The following is a 19,447-nucleotide window of genomic DNA, read 5'->3' on the forward strand; positions in this document are numbered from 1 at the left end:
GGTTGATGATTGGATATTAAAACGGGTACTTTAGAATGTTTTTGTACCATTAGGTTGAAAGCTAAATCTAAAAGTATAAAAGCGTTGAGTCCTTAATTTTATAGTTTCGGAAGCAGTTGTAGTTGGCGTAACACCTCCTTTATAGTAATTCAGAATCTCTACTTTAGCAAATTTTCCAGTTGCTGTTCTAATAACTAAAACACGTCCAGGAATGGGATTCAATAATTGGTTTATACCATCATACACATACCAAGCTCTATTACTACCAACTGGTATTGCATATGCAGTAGGTGCATTGTCAATTCTAAAAGTAGAATCAGCAGGAACGGTTTTTAAATCATTGAATAAGCCAACAAAAACAAATGCACCACCGCCACCAGGACCGCTGTTGCCACTGTTGGTAGCAATGGTTGTTCCTCTAAAAGCCAAGTCCCATTTGTTGCTTGCACTATCCGAAGCAGGAATAATTTTATTCGTTTCTAAACTATAAAAAGTAAATCTGCCCGCACCAAAAGGAAAACCGCCTGTAGGAGGCGCTCCTGGAGTAATACCAATAATTGTATCTGCTGGTAAGTCCTTTACGGTGATGGTTTCTACAACCGCATTAGAACCGCCTGTATCATCCTTTGTACATGCTACTAAACTCACTGCAATGCCTAACACAAAAAATAGCTGTTTCATCTTGTTCATTATTTAGGGTTTTTATTTAAAAAGTTATAGGATAAAGTCAAGTAAAAAATCCTGCCGGGTAAAGTGGGTAAGTTGATTACATCAGTATAATTCAATAAATTATCTATACCAGTTTGAATACTTAGGCCATTGTTAAAGCTTTTACCAGTAGCCATATTTAATTGGAGGAATCCTTGCGCAAAAGCATCATTGGTATTAAAAATTCCATTCCCATCAGTATCAAGGGTAGCCCATTTACTTCTGTAAATAGCCCTAGCATTAGCAAAGTAAGATTGGTGATCATACTGCATTTTTAAGTTAGCCATATGCTTACTTCTATTGGGTAATCCTACGTATTCACTTCTATTTAATCTTCTACTGAATCCATTTTGATCTCTAGTGAAAACTTTACCATCGTTTATGGCATTGATTTCAGACTGATCACCGGTTAATAAGAATTGGTATCCTGCAGAAAAAGACCAATATTGATTGTGGCGGAACTTAATATCTGTTTCAATTCCTTGTGTAAATGCATTCTTAACATTGAGGTAGCTAAAGATTTGCGCACCACCCGTTTTGTAGGCAACTAGTCTGCTATCAATTAAGTTTTCGATATTATTTCTGAAAAGATTTGTGGTAATTTGCCACTGTTCGTTTTGAAAACTAATACCTAAATTCAACCCAGTAGAAAATTCTGGTTGTAAATTACTAAGCTGGTAAAAAGATGGTTCCAAGCTACTGATTTGACCAAGTCTGTTGAGTTCGTTAATGATTTTTTGCGCTTCAACTGTGCCAAAAACACTGTAACTACCCGCAGCGGTGTTGGTAAAATTTAAATAGAGTTGCCTAAAGTCTGGTGCTTTAAAACCTCTACCAATACTAGCTTTTAGCGAAAATCGATTGTTTATTTTGTATTGCAAAGCCAGTTTGGGACTAAAAGCAGCAGCGAATAATTCGTTGTGGTCATAACGCGCACCACCTATAAATATTAGTTTGTTCGAAGCTTTCCATTCTGATTGTAAAAAAGCATAACCAATGCGATTTGTTTTGATACTAGTGCTATTATCGTAGCGAGTACTATTAGCTGTTTCATGGATATAACCACCCCCTATATTGAACTCTAGCTTTTCATTTAGGGTTAAATCGGTTTGATTTTCAATTCTTGCAAACTGTTGTTTAAACGCGTCTAAATAAGGAACTCCATTATCAGAAATTAATTCTTGCGTAGAATTAAATTGAGTGCCGTACAAGCGAGTCGTATTTTTTAATCGCTCATTTACTTTGTGCGCTAATTGTAGCGTTGCATTGAGGTCTTTATTTTTTTCAACCCCAACAGAATTAATCAAATTGCCATTGTTTATGACAGTGATATTGTTTTTGATGGTTTCTATATTGTGTCGAATATTTAAACTTAAGTTGGTGCGATCGCTGAAACGATAGCCAATATTGTGTTGATGTGTAAATCGATCAATAGGCGCTATACTTCTTTCTCTACTATTTGGTCTTATGCTAAAACCATCCGTTCTATAATAATTACCAAAACCTTGATAGTTGATACGATTGGTCCTGATGGCGCCTTTCAAATTAAAGTCGGCTGTATTAAAGCTCCCATAACGCGTGCTGATACCCAAACTATTTTTTCGAGGTTTGTCAGTTATTATATTAATTACCCCCGCCATTGCTTCACTACCATATAAACTAGATGATGGGCCTCTAACGATTTCAATTTGTTTGATATTCCCAACAGTAATACGCTTTAAATCTAATACACCACTGGTTCTTCCAATTAAAGGTTCTCCATCAATCAGAATCAATGTGTAATCTGGGTTAAGTCCTTGCATGCTTACGCCCGTTCCAAATCCGGTAGTCATGAATAAACCTGTTTGTTCTGCAAGGATATCCGACAAACGCAAAGAGCCTGCTTGTTGAATCGTTTTTTGGGTAATAATTTGAACAGGAACAGCAACATTGCTGAGCGCACGTTCTGTTTTTGTAGCAGTGAAAACAGTGATAGCGGTATTACCCGATAAAGTATCTTTTTCTTGCGCAAAGGAAGTAACAATAAAGCCAGAAGAAATCAACAACAAAATCCACTTATACATACCCACGTTTTGTGAGTGCAAAGTTGCATGTACAGCAGAAGTAAATTGTCATAAAACTGTAGAACCAAATTCAACAAAACCTTTTTTACAAATGCATGACAATGCAAAAATAAAAAGCCAAAAAAATTAAGGAATATTCAAGTACTTATGAACCTGCAAACTCAGCCTCCACTGTGGGTTTGCTTGAATATAGTCTAAAATAAGTGGGGTCATTTCAGCCGCTTTATCCCACTCAGGTTGTAAGAATAATTTGCAGGAAGGATTGACTAATGCAGCATATTTTTCGGCCCATTCAAAATCGTGTTTATTAAATACGACTACTTTTAATTCATGAGCTTCAACAATCACTTCATCTAATGGAGCTTTAAATTTTTTGGGAGACAAACAAATCCAATCCCAATGGCCACTCAAGGGCGAAGATCCAGAAGTTTCAATATTGGTTTCGAAACCAGCAGCATGCAAAGCATCCGTTAAAGCATCTAGCGAATGCATCAGCGGTTCTCCACCCGTAATAACAGCCAATCTTCCAGGATGCGAAACAGCTTTTGACACGATTTCCTCTATTGTAACGAGTGGGTGTTTGGTTACATCCCAGCTGTCTTTTACATCGCACCATACACAGCCCACATCACAACCACCTAATCGAATAAAATAAGCAGCCCGGCCTTGGTGTGCACCTTCTCCCTGAAGCGTATAAAAGGCTTCCATCACAGGTAACTTAATTGAAGTATCAGTAATACTACTCATTACCCTCGGTTGTTTTTATAAGCCTGTAAAGTGTTTTTAAGCAAACCCGCAATAGTCATTAGCCCCACTCCACCTGGAACAGGTGTAATAGCACTGGCTTTACTTGCAACGTCATGGTATAGCACATCCCCTTTTATTCTAAACCCTTTTTTTGCAATGGTATCCTCCACACGCGTAATACCTACGTCTATAATGACGGATCCTTCTTTCACCATATCGGCCGTAACAAATTCAGGTTTACCCAAAGCAGCCACCACAATATCAGCTTGTAAGCATAGCTCTTTTAAATTCGGGGTATGAGAATGACAAAGGGTTACCGTACAGTTGCCTTGAGGAATATTACTACTTAAGAGTATGCTCATCGGGCGACCAACAATATTGCTTCTTCCAATTACCACTGCATGCTTGCCTTTTGTTGGAATATTAAAATGTTCAAGTAATAGTAATATGCCATATGGAGTAGCAGGAATAAAAGTAGGGAGGCCTTGAACAAGCCGTCCGATATTGCTAGGATGAAAACCATCCACATCCTTCCTTGGATCTATGGTTTCTATCACTTTTTCTTCACTAATATGTTTGGGTAGAGGCAATTGTACTAAAATGCCGTCAATAGCAGGGTTATTATTGAGGGATTGGATGGTATCTAATAAGGTAGCTTCCGCTATATCTGCTGGTAGGCGGATTAAGGTTGACTCAAAGCCAGTCTCTTCACAGTTTTTTACTTTACTAGCTACATAGGTTTCACTGGCTCCATTATTACCTACTAAAATAGCCGCAAGGTGTGGCGCAGGCTTGCCTTTTATAACTAAATCGGCTGTTTCAGCCTTTAAGGTTTCTTTTACAGCTGCCGAAGCCAGCTTGCCATCTAGTACTAACATGGCGCAAAATTACCAAAAATAAGGGGGAATGGTAAAATTTAACCTTGAGAGGAGCTAAAACACTGATATTTTAAAAAAGTTAATTTTTATAGATGGAAGTTTTAGAAAAAAGTCTATATTAGCGTAATTATTAAAGCATTTAACAATTTTTTGTAAAACTAAAACTTAACACATGAGAAAAAGTCTGACACTGTTAGCGTTTGCGTTGTTGTGTACAATAGCAACCTACGCTCAAACAGTCCTCGTGCAGGGGCAGGTGACCGATGATCGAGGTCCTGTGCCAAACGCAACCGTGCAGGAAAAAGGCACAAAAAACATCACTCGTGCCGATGAGCTGGGTAAATTCAGCTTTAAAGTGAAGCAAGGCGCATTAGTTGTAGTATCAGCAGTAGGCCATGAGCCATTTGAATTTGCTGCAACTACTGGTTATCAGAATGTTAAAATAACTACAATAGCTGGAGAGCTAGAAGAGGTATTTTAACAAGCGCATTCGGCGTAAAAAAATCTCAGAGAACAACACCTTTCAGTTCTCAAGTAATTAACGATGAACAATTGAATGTAATTCGTCAGCCCAACTTAAACAACGCTTTAGCGGGTAAAGTTGCAGGTGTACAATTTAGAGGACAATCTTCAGCTAAATTAAACGACCAAGGTTTCTTACGTATTAGAGGTGGTGGTTCATTAAATGACCAAGGTGCTATATATGTAGTTGATGGTACTATCACTAATTCATTTGATATTAACCCTGACGACGTTGAAGATCTTACCGTTTTAAAAGGTGCAAACGCTACTGCATTATTTGGTAGCCGTGCTGGTAATGGTGCAATTGTTGTTACTACTAAAAAAGGTAGAAAAGGCAAGGGTATTGGTGTAGAAGTAAATCAGTCAACCATGTTTGACAAAGCAGCTTTCTTGCCTAACTACCAGAATGAATATGGTGGTGGTGATGGAGGTTGGTTAACGTTTAACTATAACGCATCTATGCCTGCAGAATGGCAAGCGTTAAATGGAAAGCGTTACCGCGATTTTACTGATGATGCTTCTTGGGGACCAAAAATTGATGGTTCTGAGTATATTCCTTGGTATGCATTTATTCCAGGTCATTCTAGATCAGGAAAAACAGCCAGCTTTACTCCTCAACCAAACAATGCAAAAGATTTCTGGAATACAGGTGTTACTGCTAATACCAACGTAAGTTTCTCTCAGAACAATGGCGCAGGTCAAAGTTTAAGGGTTTCTTATACCAACCAGAATATCAAAGGTATGTTACCTAATACCAAGTCTTTAAGACATAATTTGAATGCAAATTTCTCTATGGATTTGGGTAGCATTTTTACCATTGGTGCTAACTTAACTTATACCAATCAATTAATTTCTGGTGAATTCAACGATGGATATTCTAATAATTCATCTGGTAACTTTAGCCAGTGGTTCCACAGAGATTTAGATATTAATATCTTAAAAGAATTGTCTGGTATCAGAACTCCAATAGGAACTATTCCTTCTTGGAACTTCCGCAGAAACCCAGGTTCATGGAGTGCAGCTGCACCACAGAACAGTGTTTGGGCAGGTAACTACTGGTACAATCCTTATTCATATTTCGAAAACATTCAGCGTAATCAACGTCGTGATCGTTTATATGGAGACATCAATATGACTGTTAAGTTTTCTAAAAACTTAAAGTTCAAGGGTAGTATCCGTAAAGATCAGTTCAACGGTAACGTAGAGAATATTGATCCAAATATTTTACAAACATCTGGTGGACAAACAGGTTTATTGGCCTCTTATGGAACCAGCAATACGATCAACAGCGAGTGGAACTTTGAAGGTATCTTATCTTACAATAACACTTTCGGTGATTTCGTAGTAGCTGCTAACGTGGGTGCTAACCGTTTGAATATTCGCAACAGAGCTGTTTCAATGAATACCAATAACGGTTTGAACGTTCCTGGTTTATATGCAATCAGCAACTCTAAAACAGTTCCTACCATTTCTAACACAAGATCTGACCAACAAGCAAATTCATTGTTTGTATTTGGTGATGTAGAATATAGAAAGTTCTTAAGCTTAACATGGGCTGTACGTAACGACTGGTTCTCTACTTTACCTTCATCAAACAATTCATTGTTGTCTCCTTCATTGGGTGGTGCATTTGTATTCTCTGAATTCACTAAGTCTGCATTGCCTTGGTTAAACTTTGGTAAGGCTTTTGCATCTTGGGGTAAGAAGCCTAAGACTTTGAACCCTTATGCATTAAACTTGAACTACTCAGTTAACCCATTATTATGGGGTACTAACTTCTTAATGTCTACACCTGATGGTTCTCCTGATGCAAACCTTCGTGGTGCATTAACGACAACTTGGGAAGCAGGTTTAGATTTGCGTTTTGCTAAGAATAAAGTACGTATGAATCTTACATACTATAACGAGAACAACAGAGACGAGCCTTTAGGTGTAACCGTATCTGGTGTATCAGGATTTACTTCTCAAACCATCAATGCTGCATGGGTTAGCCGTTCAGGTCTTGAATTGGAATTGGGTGTAGATATTATGAAGAAGAAAGACTTTAACTGGACAATCAATACTACTGCTGCTTACTTGTTAGATAACAAAGTAAGAGCGTTGGCTCCAGGTTTAACCAGCTTTACTTTAGCAGGTGGTTCTTTTGGAACTCGTTTTGCACGTGCTTTCCACTTTGTGGATCAGCAGTGGGGTATGTTAAGAGGTGGTGGTATCAAGCGTAATGCAGATGGCCAACCATTAATTACAACCAACGGATTTAGCGGTGGTTTAGGTTGGTATCAAGGAGATGCAACCAAAGATTGGGGTTCAGTTGTTCCTAAGTTAACTGGAGGTTTACAAAACTTCTTCAGTTACAAAAACTTCAATTTAGGATTAACATTTGATTATCAATTTGGCGGACGTTTCTTCTCTTTATCTGAGCAGTGGGGAACTTTCTCTGGATTAATGGATAATACAGCTGGCTTAAACGACAAGGGTAACCCAATCCGTGATGCAGTTTCTGCTGGCGGTGGTGTACGTGTAACAGGTGTTGATGCTAGAGACGGAAGAACTCCAGTTGATGTTTATGTAGACGCTTATGATTATTTCCACCAGTTTTACTATCAGCAAATTGCTGAACCATTTGTTCACAAATTGTCTTATGCTAAATTGCGTGAGTTAAGCTTAGGCTACTCTATCCCAACCAACAAACTAGGGAAGTTTGGTAAATCAATCCAAGGTGCTTCAGTTTCTTTAACTGCACGTAACTTGTTCTTTATCTTCAGAGATTCTAAGAACTTTGATCCATCTGAAATCAGTGGAGTACAAGGGGAAGATGGTCAAATGCCAGGTGCAAGAACAATTGGATTTAACGTTAAGGTATCATTCTAAAACCCTAAAACAATTATCATGAAAAGTATGAATATAAAAAAAGCTGTGCTGTCGTTAGGGGTTTGTGCCACACTAATGGTAGGTTGTAGCAAGGGCATTAACGAATTCGGTGATATTAACCGAAATCCAAATGCAACAACCGTTCCTATTACTTCAGCCTTATTAACCAACGTATTAGCCGGAGTAGGCGGTAACGTTTGGGGAAATGGTATCAACACAACTGCGGGATTATACGCGCAGTATATGTCTGAAACCCAGTATACCGACATTTCTCGCTATGCAACCCAAACCCTTAACTGGGACGGTTTCTATGCAGGAGCAATGTACGATTTACAAAATATCATCAATACCAATTCAGATCCTTCAACAGCAGCAGCTGCGGCTGAGTTTGGTGCAAATGCTAATCAAATTGCTATTGCACGTATTTTGAAAGCGTATTACTTCTCTGTATTAACAGATGCTTACGGTGATATTCCATATTCTCAAGCATTGAAAGGCAATGGTACCATTCCTTACGATAAGCAAGAGACTATATACCCAGCATTAATTGCTGAGTTAAAAGCAGCTAACGCACAGTTTACAACTGGAACAGCTGTACAAGGCGATATCATGTATGCAGGAAATACGACCAAGTGGAAAAAGTTTGCAAATTCTTTAATTGCAACACTTTCATTGCGTATGTCTAAGGCTAATCCTACTTTAGGTAAAGCAGAATTTGCAGCAGCTGTTGCAGCTGGTGTGATTGACGCAAATGCTGATAATGCTACCATTTCATATCCTGGTGGAAACTACCAAAATCCAGTATATGCTTACTATGTGGTAACCCAGCGTTTTGACTATGCAGTAAGTTCTACCATTGCAGATAAATTAACTTCATTGGGAGATCCGCGTATTGGCGTATTTGGTAACAACTCTAAGGGATTCCCTTATGGTTTAACCAGAGCAGATGCATTAGCTTGGCAAACGACCAATCCTAACTTTGCGTTTATTTTTGGATATACTGGAACACCTCAAACTATGCCATTAAGCTTAATTTCTGCTGGTCAAATGTTTTTGGCGAGAGCAGAAGCTGCTAAATTGGGATGGACTTCTGAAAATGCAACCACCATGTACAACAGTGGTGTAACTGCAGAAATGAACAGATGGGGTATTACCAATGCAGGTGCAATCACTAACTACTTGGCACAGCCATCAGTAGCGTTAAATGGTTCTGCAGCAGATAATGCTAAAATTGGTGAGCAGCGTTGGTTGTCACACTATCCAGATGGTTTACAAGGATGGTCTGAGTGGAGAAGAACAGGATTCCCTGTATTAACTCCTGCACCAGGTGCCGGTAAATCAATTCCAAGAAGAATTCCTTACGGACCAAACGAACCTTTATATAACCCAACCAATTATGCAGCAGCTGCAGCGTTGTTTAACAGCAACTCTCAAGATGCTAAAGTATGGTGGGATAAATAGTTAGTTTTTCATTCTCAGTTTTAATTCTCATGGGGGGCCGTATTCTTACGGCCCCTTTCTTTTTGTGTATGGAAATCAGGGTTTTAAACCCTACTTTTGGCATTCAAAATTCATGTATGGATCAGCAAGCCAACAATCAGTTGAATATAGAAATTTCAGAAGAAGTAGCAGAAGGTGCTTATGCCAACCTTGCCATTATCACCCATAGTAATGCAGAGTTTGTAATTGATTTTGTAAACGTGATGCCTGGTACTCCTAAAAGCAAAGTAAAGTCTCGTATCATCTTCACGCCCATGCATGCCAAGCGTTTCATGAAAGCAATCGCAGAAAATATCGCGCGTTTTGAAGAAGCCAATGGGCCTATTCAAGATTTGGAGCAGATTGAGATTCCAATGCATTTTGGAGGTCCTACTGCGCAAGCCTAACATCTTGTTTTTCATAGTAACTGTTTCAAAAAAGTTGTTTCGTTCGCTACCCAGTATTGCTTGAATTATAATCCCATCAATTTAGGTAATCATCGTTCAGCAATCCTGAAATGCTCACTACACAACTTTTTTGAAACTCTTTCTATTTTACGGTTCAATTTTTATTATTGCTTACGCCTCTCTCAAAAATTATTGAACGGTATTTATAAAATGTTCTCTCGGTGTTTTTTCAAGCACCCCATTATTATCGTATTTTGTAAGATTACTTATGCTTGGTTTTGCATATTGCGTATTTCAAAAGTGGCGCTTGAAATACACTCTTCTTTCACGTTTATAAATATCTATAATTTTTTCGTTCCTAAATTTCAACCCTTAACTTTAATAACCTATGATTTAGGGATTATTGAAGTCTTCTTAAATGAAAACGTATTTATTAGTATTTTTTTTATTAGTATCAACCTATTTATTGGGACAATCAATTAAAAGGATTGACGGTACTCAATATTCTGCAGATAGCTTGAATGCAAAAATTGAGAACTTAATGAAATCGGCTAATGTTACGGGCGTTGCAGTTTCAGTATTCAACAACAATAAAGCTATTTTTAGTAAAACCTATGGACTTGCCAATGTTCCCGAAAATATTCCTTTAGAGCAATCATCCGTTTTATATGCAGCATCATTTGCTAAAACTGTATTTGCATATATAGCTATGCAATTCATTCAAGAAAAACTAATTGACCTTGATAAACCACTTGTTGAATATTTAAATAAGCCATTGCCCGATTATATCATCAATGGGTTTAGACGTGGATATCATGACCTTAAAACGGATAAACGCTACGAGAAAATTACTGCAAGAATGTGTCTTACACATACAACAGGATTCCCCAATTGGCGTTGGTTTGAAGCGGATAAAAAACTCAAAATAAAGTTTGATCCAGGAACTCGATATGCTTATTCTGGGGAGGGACTTTATTTACTGCAATTTGTTATGGAACAAATTACCGGGAAAGATTATGAAACAATTTCTCAAGAAAGGGTATTTAAACCTTTAAGGATGGAGAATACCAGCCAAATTTGGCAAACTAAATTCAATGACAAAATTGCTTATGGGCATAATGTAAAAGGAGAACCTTACGAATTGATGAAGTGGAAGGAAGCAAGTTCTGGCGGCTCAATGAGTACAACATTTGAAGACTTTACAAAATTTTATTCCGCATTAATTAACGGCAGGGGTATTGATAAAAGGTTTTTTAGAGAAATGACAAGCCAGCAGATTAGTATAAAGTCTAGAAGACAATTTGGACCTCTTGCACAAATAGATGGAACAGAAAACGATGAAATTCAATTGGGATATGGTTTTGGAGTTGGAACATTTTTTACTCCTTTTGGTAGAGCCTTTTTTAAAGAAGGACACGACGATGGCTGGGGACATTATTCAATATGTTTCCCTGATAAAAAAATTGCAGTTGTAATTATGACAAACAACGACAACGGGGAAAGTATATTCAAAGAATTATTAGAATACAGTATTGGAGATAAATTCACACCCTGGCAATGGCAAAACTATATTCCGTATAATTATATTCCACCTCCAGTTACTAATCTAATTAAATTAACTCCAAAAGACTTAGACCAATACATTGGGACGTATTCAAGTAAAGAATTACCTATTAAAATTAAGATTACTAGAATTGCGTTGAACCTTATTGCAGAGGCAACAGGGCAAGTAGCTTTTGCGCTACAAGCAGTTGAGAAAGATCAATTCAGTTATGAAACCGAGGGAATAGTTTTAGTGTTTAACCAGCAAGAAAACACAATGATTCTAAAGCAGTCAGGAAAGATATATACATTTAGAAGGGAATAAAACATTCTAAAATAAGTCAAATATTTTTTAACGCTCTAACGAGCATTTCAAAAATAGCTCCTTAAGAAAATTACTGTGCATCATCATTCAAAAACTTGCGAGAACGAACATTTCAGCGGATTGAGTAAATGCTTTAATAATAACACATTCATATAGAGGTCTGCATATTCAAAAAATTTGCGAAGAGAGCATTTCAGGATTGCTCAACGGTATTTACAAATGCATTAATGATTTATTTTAAAGCAATACTGGGTAGCGAACGCAGCAAATTTTTGAATATACAGACAAGAATAGGCATTATTAAAGCATCCCCTCATCCGCAAAACTGAAATACCCCTCATGACTCACAATGATATGATCAGTCACTAAAATATCTAAAAAAGCAGCCGCATTTTTTATTTTACGCGTCAACATTTCGTCTGCTTGGCTAGGTTTTAAGTTGCCGCTAGGATGGTTATGACATAGAATAATCCCTGTGGCATTGTACTCTAAAGCCCGCTTTAAAATGATGCGCGGGTCGGCAACGGTGCCGGTGATTCCTCCTTCACTAACGATTTCGAAGTGAATGATTCTATTGGCTCTATTCAATAGTACTATAGCAAAAACTTCTCTTTGTAAATACTGCATGCTAGCCTGCAAATAAGAAGCTACGTCTTTACTACTGCTGACCTGTTTTCTCTGGATGGTGTCTGATTGTCTTCGAATGCCCAATTCAAGGGAAGCCGCAATAGCAATGGCTTTGGCTTCGCCTAGTCCTTTAATTTTTAGGTTCACCATTTCTTTTACACTTAAAGTGGCCAATTTGTGTAAACTATTTTCGGTGGCATTTAATAAATGCTTGGCAATATCATTGGCACTTAAAAAAGCATTGCCTGAATTAATTAAAATGGTCAATAATTCTGCATTAGACAGCGACGAAGAACCATTCTGCATGAGCTTCTTACGCGGTTGGTCATCCACCGCCCAATCCTTGATAGAAAATTTCCTCATATTATAAACATTAGTTAAATCAAAATACAAAAACCATTTTGATTTAAATACCTTTGCGCCTTACCCACAACTATATGAATCCTTCTGTTAAAATTTTTTCTGGTACTGGTTCGCAAAAATTGGCCGAGAAAATAGCCCAACGTTTTGGAGCCACCATTGGTAAAATCAATATTCAAAAATTCAGCGACGGAGAATTTCAGCCTGTATTTTTAGAGAGTATCCGCGGAGATTATGTTTTTTTAGTGCAAAGCACTTATGCTCCCACCGATAACTTGATGGAATTATTACTGATGATTGATGCTGCCAAGCGCGCAAGTGCCTACAAGGTAATTGCAGTAATTCCCTATTATGGATTTGCCCGTCAAGACCGTAAAGACAAGCCAAGAGTAGCGATTGGTGCTAAATTGATTGCTACTTTATTAGAGGCAGCTGGTGCAGATAGAATCATTACGATGGATCTACACGCAGCTCAAATTCAAGGGTTCTTTGATGTGCCAGTAGACCACTTAGATAGTTCTGCGATTTTTATCCCTTATATAGAGCAATTAAAACTCGAAAATTTGGCTTTTGCCGCACCGGATGTGGGTAGTACCAACAGAGTACGCGAAATAGCCAGTTATTTTAATGCCGAAATGGTAATTTGCGATAAGCACCGTAAAAGAGCCAATGAAATAGCTAGTATGGTGGTGATTGGAGATGTGACCGGTAAAGACATTGTGTTGGTGGATGATATTTGCGACACAGGCGGAACGCTGGCCAAAGCTGCAGGCTTACTCAAAGAAAAGGGGGCAAGAAGCGTACGGGCATTGATTACTCACCCTGTTTTAAGTGGGAATGCTTACGAGAACATCGAAAACAGTGTATTAGAAGAGTTGGTCGTGTGTGATACCATTCCTTTAAGGAAGGAATCTGCAAAGATTAAAGCGATTTCAGTGGCAGATTTGTTCGCAATTGCGATCCGAAATGCCTATGAAAACAAGAGTATTACCAGTCTTTTCATTCATTCTCAGTTAAAAGGCCGTAATAAGTAAGATTTTCCTTACTTTTGCAGTCCAAAAATTTAAAAAAATGAATACAATTACAATCGAAGGTGTTCTGAGGACCGAACATGGCAAAAAAGCCGCCCGCCAGATTCGCTCTCAAGAAAACGTGCCAGGTGTAATTTACGGGGGTGCGGAGGAGATTAATTTCTATGCTCCAGCTAAGGCCTTTAAGCCATTAGTATACACTGGTGAATTCCAATTGGCAGAAGTTTCAGTAGGTGGAAAAAAATACAAGTGTATTTTGAAAGACCTACAGTTTGATAAAGTGTCAGACAGCTTAATCCACGTAGACTTATTAGAATTAGTAGACAACAAAAAAGTAATTGCAACATTGCCTTTGAAGTTTACTGGTACTTCAGTTGGTGTTAAAGGTGGTGGTAAGTTGGTAACCAAAATGAAGTCTTTAAAAATTAAAGCTCTTCCTAAGGATTTAACTTCAACTATTGAAGTAGATATTACCAATTTAGAGTTGAATGGCAATATTCGTGTTGAAGATGTAAAGACACCTAATATGGAAATCTTGAACTCTCCACGTATTCCAATTGCATCAGTAGTGATGACTCGTCAGTTAAAGCAGGAAGAAGCTAGTGCTGCAAAAGACGATAAAAAGAAATAATTATTTAAGAATGAATAGTTTTAATCCCGATTGCTTGCAGTCGGGATTTTTTATTTGTATAATGGGATGGTAATAAAAAACGTACTACCCATATCTACTTCGCTAATAGCCCAAATTTCACCCTTGTTTTTATCGAGAAACTCTTTGCATAATTTGAGTCCTAAGCCAGTGCCCCGCTCTTTATCGGTACCATGGGTAGACTTGATTTCATCAGAGGTAAATAATAAAGCCAATTGTTCTTTCGGCATTCCCATGCCAGTATCTCTGATAGAAATAGAAAGCTCTTTATTATTGATTGAATGGTTAATGGCAATACTGTGTTTCTTTTTGCTAAATTTAATTGCATTAGAAAGTAAATTACGAATCACCACTTTGAAGTGATCTGGATCTATCCAAACCATTTCTTCAAAAGGTTCAAATTCAATTTCTAATTCTTTACTCTGCCATTGTTGTTTTAATAAATCAATGACTTCTTGAATGATGTCAGAAGCTTTAACCGCTTCAGGTTTGGTAACAATCCCGTTTAATTGACTTTGGCTCCAAGTAAGCAGGTTATTCATATTGTCTTGCAACTGATCTATCTGCTTGGTAAAATGATGGGAGAGTTCATGAAATTCTTCTTTAGAAATGAATTCTCTGTTAACCAAATCAAGTGTGCTTTTTAATTGCCCAATGGGAGAACGCAAATCATGCGCGATGATGGAGAATAATTTTTCTTTGGTTTTATTTAAAGCTTCTAGTTCAGCATTTTTTTGTTGAATCGCTCTTTGTGCAGCCAGTTGTTCAAATTTGAAATATTGCAAAGCAATCACAAAAGAAATAAGTGCTGTGGATACATTAAAAAGAATCCTGCCATTGGATACTGTATCAAATAAGGGTAAGTTATAGGCAGCATCGTACCTGATCCAAAAGAAACAGAGTACATTAATCAAAGTGATTACAAAGATGAATTTCTTTTCGGTGTAATAAATAATGGCAACTATAATATTGATGAGAAGCAGCAACTCGTTTCCATTGCGAAAAAGCAAACATTGTGCAGTAAAAATAACGGTAGATGCAATTACAATGATAAAACGAGCCAGTTGCAATTTCTGTCTGAACTGGGTAATCAGAATTAAAATACCCCCTACAAACAAAGTGAAATTAAAAGAAGCTAATAGATAGCGGGTGTCTAAGAAATTAATGATAGAAAAATATAAAAAAAGGGGCAGCCCAAACGCAACCACTAGATTAGTGACCTGTGTTTTTTTCTTCTCAACAAATTCTAGGTCTGGTGAAACGCCAATATTGGCAATAGCGTTCCAACCCTTTATTAAAAAACGAATCACGATGAGGGGTATTAGTATTTACTCAAATATACCTATTACTAATTATATATACAATTTCAAATTGGCTTAGAAGCCAACAGCCATTACTTTTGCAAATCATGAACAAGTTTTTAATCATCGGCTTAGGAAATATAGGGGAGGAGTACAAGCATACTCGTCATAATATTGGTTTTGACGTATTGGATGCATTTGTACGAAAGCACAATGGTTTTTTTAAAAATGATCGGCTGGCCGATATAGCCGAAGTGAAGTGGAAGGGTAAAACTTTTATCTGTATTAAGCCAACCACTTATATGAACTTGAGTGGGCGGGCATTTAAGTATTGGTTAGACAAGGAAAAAATCGATATTCCTCAAACATTAACCATCGTAGACGACCTGGCATTGCCCTTGAATAAGTTAAGGTTAAGGGGATCGGGGAGCGATGCGGGGCATAATGGCTTAAAAGATATACAACTTATATTGGGCACGGACCAATATCCTAAGTTACGATTTGGGATAGGCAATAATTTCCCTAAAGGAAAACAAGTAGACTTTGTTTTGGGCAGGTGGTTGGCCGATGAACAGGCCATGGTAAACCAAAAAATAGTGGCTTGTGGCGAAATAATTGAATCATTTGCAGCCATTGGGTTAGAAAAAACCATGAATATGGCAAATAATTTGAGCTTTACATAATAAAATACCCCCTTTCATAGTTATTAATGCTGGAACATAATCAGCTGAACTATGAAAATATTTTGCGTTGGCCGTAATTATGCCGAACATGCAAAAGAACTAGGCAACGCCGTACCGGAGGAGCCAGTTATTTTCATGAAGCCTAAGTCTGCACTATTGCAGCCTAATACCCCGTTTTATTATCCACCCTTTTCCAATGAATTGCATTACGAAGTAGAATTAGTATTGCGAATCTCAAAGAATGGAAAATACATACCTGAAAACCAAGCCAGCAAGTATTATGATGCTATTTCGGTAGGGATAGACTTTACCGCAAGAGATGTGCAAGCCAACTTAAAGAAAAAGGGATTGCCATGGGAAAAAGCAAAAGCATGGGACAATTCTGCCGTTAAAGGAGATTGGATTTTACTAACAGACGAAATGTTAGCCAATCCCTTTCATTTTTCCTTAACAAAAAACGGAGAGCAGGTACAAGTGGGTGATACCACCAATATGATTTTCTCATTTGACCATATTGTTTCGCATATATCGCAATATTTTTCGTTAAATATAGGAGACATGATCTACACCGGAACACCAGCGGGCGTAGGAGAGTGCGTGGTAGGCGATCAATTAGAAGGATACTTAGAAACAAAAAAAATATTCGAACTCGAAATTAAGTAATGTTAACACCCAGTATATTATTACAAGCCTATAAACTCATGATGACTGCAAAGTCTATGAGTGAAACCTATGACGCCAATAGAGCGGTTTGTAAATATGTACATTCCACTTCAAGGGGGCATGAAGCCATACAATTGGCAACAGGCCTGCAATTGGAGCCCTGCGACTGGGTAAGCCCTTATTATAGAGACGACAGTTTAATGCTAGCAGTAGGCTTTACTCCCTACGAATTAATGCTGCAATTATTAGCGAAAAAAGACGATCCATTCTCAGGAGGACGCTCGTATTATTGTCATCCCAGCAGTAAAGACCCGAGCAGACCATCCATCATACACCAGAGCAGTGCAACGGGCATGCAAGCCATACCCACCACGGGTTTGGCACAAGGGGTGCAACATTTAGAAAAGAATTTACCAGGACGCTTAAGAAAATCGGCCGACGGAAAATCACCGGTTGTAGTATGTTCATTAGGCGATGGATGTATGAGTGAAGGAGAAGTAAGTGAAGCATTGCAGTTTGCGGTATTAAAACAATTACCTATTGTTTATTTAGTTCAAGACAATCAGTGGAGCATTAGTGCAACTGCAGATGAAATAAGAACCATGAATGCCTATGAATATGCATGTGGTTTTAAGGGATTGAAGCGCATGCAAGTAGATGGCAGCGATTTTATGCGCTGTTTTGAAACCATGGAGCAGGCGGTGAACTATGCAAGAAATGAACGCAGACCAGTATTGGTACACGCAAAAGTGCCTTTATTAGGACACCATACCAGTGGCGTAAGAAAAGAATTTTACCGCAGCCGCGAAGACTTATTAAAGCACGGCTTATACGATCCCATCCCTAAACTAAGATTATTATTAACGGGCGTGGGCTTTACCGATTCAGAGATCAATCAGTTAGAAGCCGATGCATTGGATTTGGTATTAGAAGATTTTAAAAGAGCACAAGCGGCAGCAGAACCAGATATTAGATCAGTAGAAGAGCATGTATTTGTACCCACACCGGTAAGAGAAGAGACAGGAGATCGAATACCGAAGGGAGCGGAGCGTATACTCATGGTAGACGCGGCATTGCATGCGATAGATGAAATATTAGCAGAACACGAAGAAGCCATATTATATGGCCAAGACGTGGGCGGAAGATTAGGAGGTGTGTTTAGAGAAGCCGCCACATTAGCAGAAAAATATGGCGACAACCGCGTATTTAACACAGCCATACAAGAAGCTTATATCATCGGATCAACAGTAGGATTATCGGCCATGGGCATGAAACCCATCGTGGAAGTGCAGTTTGGCGATTATATCTATCCAGGATTTAATCAATTGGTGACAGAAGTATCTAAGTCATGCTATTTATCGAACGGAAAATTTCCCGTACAAATGTTATTGCGCGTACCAGTAGGCGCATATGGCGGCGGCGGACCATACCATAGTGGCAGCATCGAAAGCACTTTGTTAACCATCAAAGGAATCAAAGTAGTGTATCCATCGAATGCAGCAGATATGAAGGGATTGATGAAAGCCGCGTTCTTAGACCCCAACCCCGTGATCATGCTAGAGCACAAGGGATTGTATTGGAGTAAAGTGCCCGGCACAGACGGAGCAAGAACCACCGAACCATCCAAGGATTATATATTGCCATTAGGCAAAGCCAATATCGTGATGACGGCCGAAATGGAACATGTGAGAAAAGGAGACACCATCTGCGTAATCACTTATGGAATGGGCGTGTATTGGGCAAAAGCAGCCGCAGAGCGCTTTCCAGGGCAGGTAGAAATAGTTGACTTAAGAACACTATTCCCACTAGACGAAGACGCCATCTTTAACGCAGTAAAGCGCCACGGAAAAGTATTGGTATTAAGTGAGGAACAACAGAATAATTCTTTTGCCGAAGCATTATCCTTACGAATATCTAACGATTGCTACCATTTCTTAGACGCCAAAGTAGAAGTAATGGGCGCCAAGAATTTGCCTGCAGTACCTATAAACGTTGCATTAGAGTCGGCTATGTTACCGACGGCCAACAAAGTAGCCGAACGAATTGGCAAATTGTTGAACTACTAGCTTTTTCTTTTTACCGAAACCCCCTATATTTGCACCCCGAATACAAATATCCGGCGAGGTAGCTCAGTTGGTTAGAGCGCAGGATTCATAACCCTGAGGTGATGGGTTCAATTCCCATCCTCGCTACACAAAACCTCTCAACGCAGTTGAGGGGTTTTTTTGTTTGCGAGCGTGCCAAGTTTACTTGGCTAAGTGGATGCGAACAAAAAAACCACAATGGCAAGGCCATTGAAGGTTTTGTGTAAAGCCCCCCAACAGAAAGTCGGAGCAACTACGTTGCGACGACAATTCCTCACCTCATCTAGATGCGCACGAGGAAAAATACAATTTTTTCGTCATATCACCCTTTCTTCTTATATTCACAGTACCCCAATTTGTTATTTATTACCCCCAATTATTACTGTTCGTAATCACTTACTGACCCTTGCAATCTATTGTCTGGGAGTCAGGGGGCGGTGCTGTGATAAGAATGAAGAAATATAAAAAGTATAATGGTTGTCTTATCAATCAACAATAAAAATGGAT

General features: G+C 38.4%; 16 protein-coding genes and 1 tRNA gene. 11 read left to right on the top strand and 6 right to left on the bottom strand.

The window, feature by feature from the left end; translation table 11 throughout:
* Nucleotides 1-30 precede the first annotated feature (30 nt).
* From ACTIEI_RS06635 to ACTIEI_RS06650, 4 genes are all read right to left on the bottom strand, one after another.
* Nucleotides 31-681: an HmuY family protein gene (locus ACTIEI_RS06635; protein ID WP_439505501.1), complete on the bottom strand. Its 651-nt coding sequence runs from the start codon at nucleotides 679-681 to the stop codon at nucleotides 31-33.
* 8 nt (nucleotides 682-689) lie between these two features.
* Nucleotides 690-2,771: a TonB-dependent receptor plug domain-containing protein gene (locus tag ACTIEI_RS06640; protein ID WP_439505502.1), complete on the bottom strand. Its 2,082-nt coding sequence runs from the start codon at nucleotides 2,769-2,771 to the stop codon at nucleotides 690-692.
* A 126-nt stretch (nucleotides 2,772-2,897) separates the two neighbouring features.
* Nucleotides 2,898-3,518: a 7-carboxy-7-deazaguanine synthase QueE gene (locus ACTIEI_RS06645; protein WP_439505503.1), complete on the bottom strand. Its 621-nt coding sequence runs from the start codon at nucleotides 3,516-3,518 to the stop codon at nucleotides 2,898-2,900.
* Complete coding sequence (locus ACTIEI_RS06650) at nucleotides 3,518-4,396, bottom strand: bifunctional 5,10-methylenetetrahydrofolate dehydrogenase/5,10-methenyltetrahydrofolate cyclohydrolase (protein ID WP_439505504.1); 879 nt, start codon at nucleotides 4,394-4,396, stop codon at nucleotides 3,518-3,520. Before ACTIEI_RS06650 ends, ACTIEI_RS06645 begins: the two co-directional genes overlap by 1 nt.
* A gap of 172 nt (nucleotides 4,397-4,568) precedes the next feature.
* Between ACTIEI_RS06650 and ACTIEI_RS06655 the strand changes: the two genes are divergently transcribed.
* The 5 genes from ACTIEI_RS06655 to ACTIEI_RS06675 all read left to right on the top strand — a co-directional run bounded on the left by ACTIEI_RS06655 (nucleotide 4,569) and on the right by ACTIEI_RS06675 (nucleotide 11,542).
* The gene (locus tag ACTIEI_RS06655; protein WP_439505505.1) at nucleotides 4,569-4,877 is read left to right on the top strand and encodes a carboxypeptidase-like regulatory domain-containing protein; all 309 of its coding nucleotides are present in this window, start codon (nucleotides 4,569-4,571) and stop codon (nucleotides 4,875-4,877) included.
* Complete coding sequence (locus ACTIEI_RS06660) at nucleotides 4,871-7,789, top strand: SusC/RagA family TonB-linked outer membrane protein (protein ID WP_439505535.1); 2,919 nt, start codon at nucleotides 4,871-4,873, stop codon at nucleotides 7,787-7,789. The genes ACTIEI_RS06655 and ACTIEI_RS06660 overlap by 7 nt, the downstream gene beginning before the upstream one ends.
* An 18-nt stretch (nucleotides 7,790-7,807) precedes the next feature.
* Nucleotides 7,808-9,250 carry a SusD/RagB family nutrient-binding outer membrane lipoprotein gene (locus ACTIEI_RS06665; protein WP_439505506.1) on the top strand — a complete coding sequence of 481 codons (1,443 nt, stop codon included), beginning with the start codon at nucleotides 7,808-7,810 and terminating at the stop codon, nucleotides 9,248-9,250.
* A gap of 116 nt (nucleotides 9,251-9,366) precedes the next feature.
* Nucleotides 9,367-9,675, top strand: coding sequence for a DUF3467 domain-containing protein (locus tag ACTIEI_RS06670; RefSeq protein ID WP_439505507.1), 309 nt, complete (start codon nucleotides 9,367-9,369; stop codon nucleotides 9,673-9,675).
* A gap of 418 nt (nucleotides 9,676-10,093) precedes the next feature.
* Nucleotides 10,094-11,542, top strand: coding sequence for a serine hydrolase domain-containing protein (locus ACTIEI_RS06675; RefSeq protein ID WP_439505508.1), 1,449 nt, complete (start codon nucleotides 10,094-10,096; stop codon nucleotides 11,540-11,542).
* Between the two features lie 300 nt (nucleotides 11,543-11,842).
* Here the strand turns inward: ACTIEI_RS06675 and radC are convergent, their stop codons facing one another.
* Nucleotides 11,843-12,532 carry a RadC family protein gene (gene radC, locus ACTIEI_RS06680; protein ID WP_439505509.1) on the bottom strand — a complete coding sequence of 230 codons (690 nt, stop codon included), beginning with the start codon at nucleotides 12,530-12,532 and terminating at the stop codon, nucleotides 11,843-11,845.
* Nucleotides 12,533-12,606: 74 nt separating this feature from the next.
* On the opposite strand from radC, the gene ACTIEI_RS06685 reads away from it, so the two are divergent.
* The gene (locus ACTIEI_RS06685) at nucleotides 12,607-13,563 is read left to right on the top strand and encodes a ribose-phosphate pyrophosphokinase (RefSeq protein WP_439505510.1); all 957 of its coding nucleotides are present in this window, start codon (nucleotides 12,607-12,609) and stop codon (nucleotides 13,561-13,563) included.
* 37 nt (nucleotides 13,564-13,600) lie between these two features.
* Nucleotides 13,601-14,191, top strand: coding sequence for a 50S ribosomal protein L25 (locus tag ACTIEI_RS06690; protein WP_439505511.1), 591 nt, complete (start codon nucleotides 13,601-13,603; stop codon nucleotides 14,189-14,191).
* Between the two features lie 50 nt (nucleotides 14,192-14,241).
* Here the strand turns inward: ACTIEI_RS06690 and ACTIEI_RS06695 are convergent, their stop codons facing one another.
* Nucleotides 14,242-15,519: a sensor histidine kinase gene (locus tag ACTIEI_RS06695; protein ID WP_439505512.1), complete on the bottom strand. Its 1,278-nt coding sequence runs from the start codon at nucleotides 15,517-15,519 to the stop codon at nucleotides 14,242-14,244.
* Between the two features lie 98 nt (nucleotides 15,520-15,617).
* Here ACTIEI_RS06695 and pth point away from each other — a divergent pair, with 98 nt between their 5' ends.
* From pth to ACTIEI_RS06715, 4 genes are all read left to right on the top strand, one after another.
* Complete coding sequence (pth, locus tag ACTIEI_RS06700) at nucleotides 15,618-16,193, top strand: aminoacyl-tRNA hydrolase (RefSeq protein WP_439505513.1); 576 nt, start codon at nucleotides 15,618-15,620, stop codon at nucleotides 16,191-16,193.
* Nucleotides 16,194-16,244: 51 nt separating this feature from the next.
* Complete coding sequence (locus tag ACTIEI_RS06705) at nucleotides 16,245-16,856, top strand: fumarylacetoacetate hydrolase family protein (protein WP_439505514.1); 612 nt, start codon at nucleotides 16,245-16,247, stop codon at nucleotides 16,854-16,856.
* Nucleotides 16,856-18,922 (top strand): alpha-ketoacid dehydrogenase subunit alpha/beta, encoded by a 2,067-nt coding sequence (locus tag ACTIEI_RS06710; RefSeq protein WP_439505515.1) that lies wholly within the window; start codon nucleotides 16,856-16,858, stop codon nucleotides 18,920-18,922. The genes ACTIEI_RS06705 and ACTIEI_RS06710 overlap by 1 nt, the downstream gene beginning before the upstream one ends.
* Nucleotides 18,923-18,974: 52 nt before the next feature.
* Nucleotides 18,975-19,048 (top strand) — tRNA-Met (locus ACTIEI_RS06715).
* Nucleotides 19,049-19,447 lie beyond the last annotated feature (399 nt).

This window comes from Sediminibacterium sp., assembly GCF_051860225.1.
Classification (GTDB): domain Bacteria; phylum Bacteroidota; class Bacteroidia; order Chitinophagales; family Chitinophagaceae; genus Sediminibacterium.

Excerpts from the sequence above, each read along its gene's own strand:
- ACTIEI_RS06645 (WP_439505503.1), bottom strand. The coding sequence starts at position 3,518 with ATGAGTAGTATTACTGATACTTCAATTAAGTTACCTGTGATGGAAGCC.
- ACTIEI_RS06675 (WP_439505508.1), top strand. The coding sequence starts at position 10,094 with ATGAAAACGTATTTATTAGTATTTTTTTTATTAGTATCAACCTATTTA.
- pth (WP_439505513.1), top strand. The coding sequence starts at position 15,618 with ATGAACAAGTTTTTAATCATCGGCTTAGGAAATATAGGGGAGGAGTAC.
- ACTIEI_RS06690 (WP_439505511.1), top strand. The coding sequence starts at position 13,601 with ATGAATACAATTACAATCGAAGGTGTTCTGAGGACCGAACATGGCAAA.
- ACTIEI_RS06685 (WP_439505510.1), top strand. The coding sequence starts at position 12,607 with ATGAATCCTTCTGTTAAAATTTTTTCTGGTACTGGTTCGCAAAAATTG.
- ACTIEI_RS06640 (WP_439505502.1), bottom strand. The coding sequence starts at position 2,771 with ATGTATAAGTGGATTTTGTTGTTGATTTCTTCTGGCTTTATTGTTACT.
- ACTIEI_RS06655 (WP_439505505.1), top strand. The coding sequence starts at position 4,569 with ATGAGAAAAAGTCTGACACTGTTAGCGTTTGCGTTGTTGTGTACAATA.
- radC (WP_439505509.1), bottom strand. The coding sequence starts at position 12,532 with ATGAGGAAATTTTCTATCAAGGATTGGGCGGTGGATGACCAACCGCGT.
- ACTIEI_RS06710 (WP_439505515.1), top strand. The coding sequence starts at position 16,856 with ATGTTAACACCCAGTATATTATTACAAGCCTATAAACTCATGATGACT.
- ACTIEI_RS06650 (WP_439505504.1), bottom strand. The coding sequence starts at position 4,396 with ATGTTAGTACTAGATGGCAAGCTGGCTTCGGCAGCTGTAAAAGAAACC.
- ACTIEI_RS06665 (WP_439505506.1), top strand. The coding sequence starts at position 7,808 with ATGAAAAGTATGAATATAAAAAAAGCTGTGCTGTCGTTAGGGGTTTGT.
- ACTIEI_RS06635 (WP_439505501.1), bottom strand. The coding sequence starts at position 681 with ATGAAACAGCTATTTTTTGTGTTAGGCATTGCAGTGAGTTTAGTAGCA.
- ACTIEI_RS06705 (WP_439505514.1), top strand. The coding sequence starts at position 16,245 with ATGAAAATATTTTGCGTTGGCCGTAATTATGCCGAACATGCAAAAGAA.
- ACTIEI_RS06670 (WP_439505507.1), top strand. The coding sequence starts at position 9,367 with ATGGATCAGCAAGCCAACAATCAGTTGAATATAGAAATTTCAGAAGAA.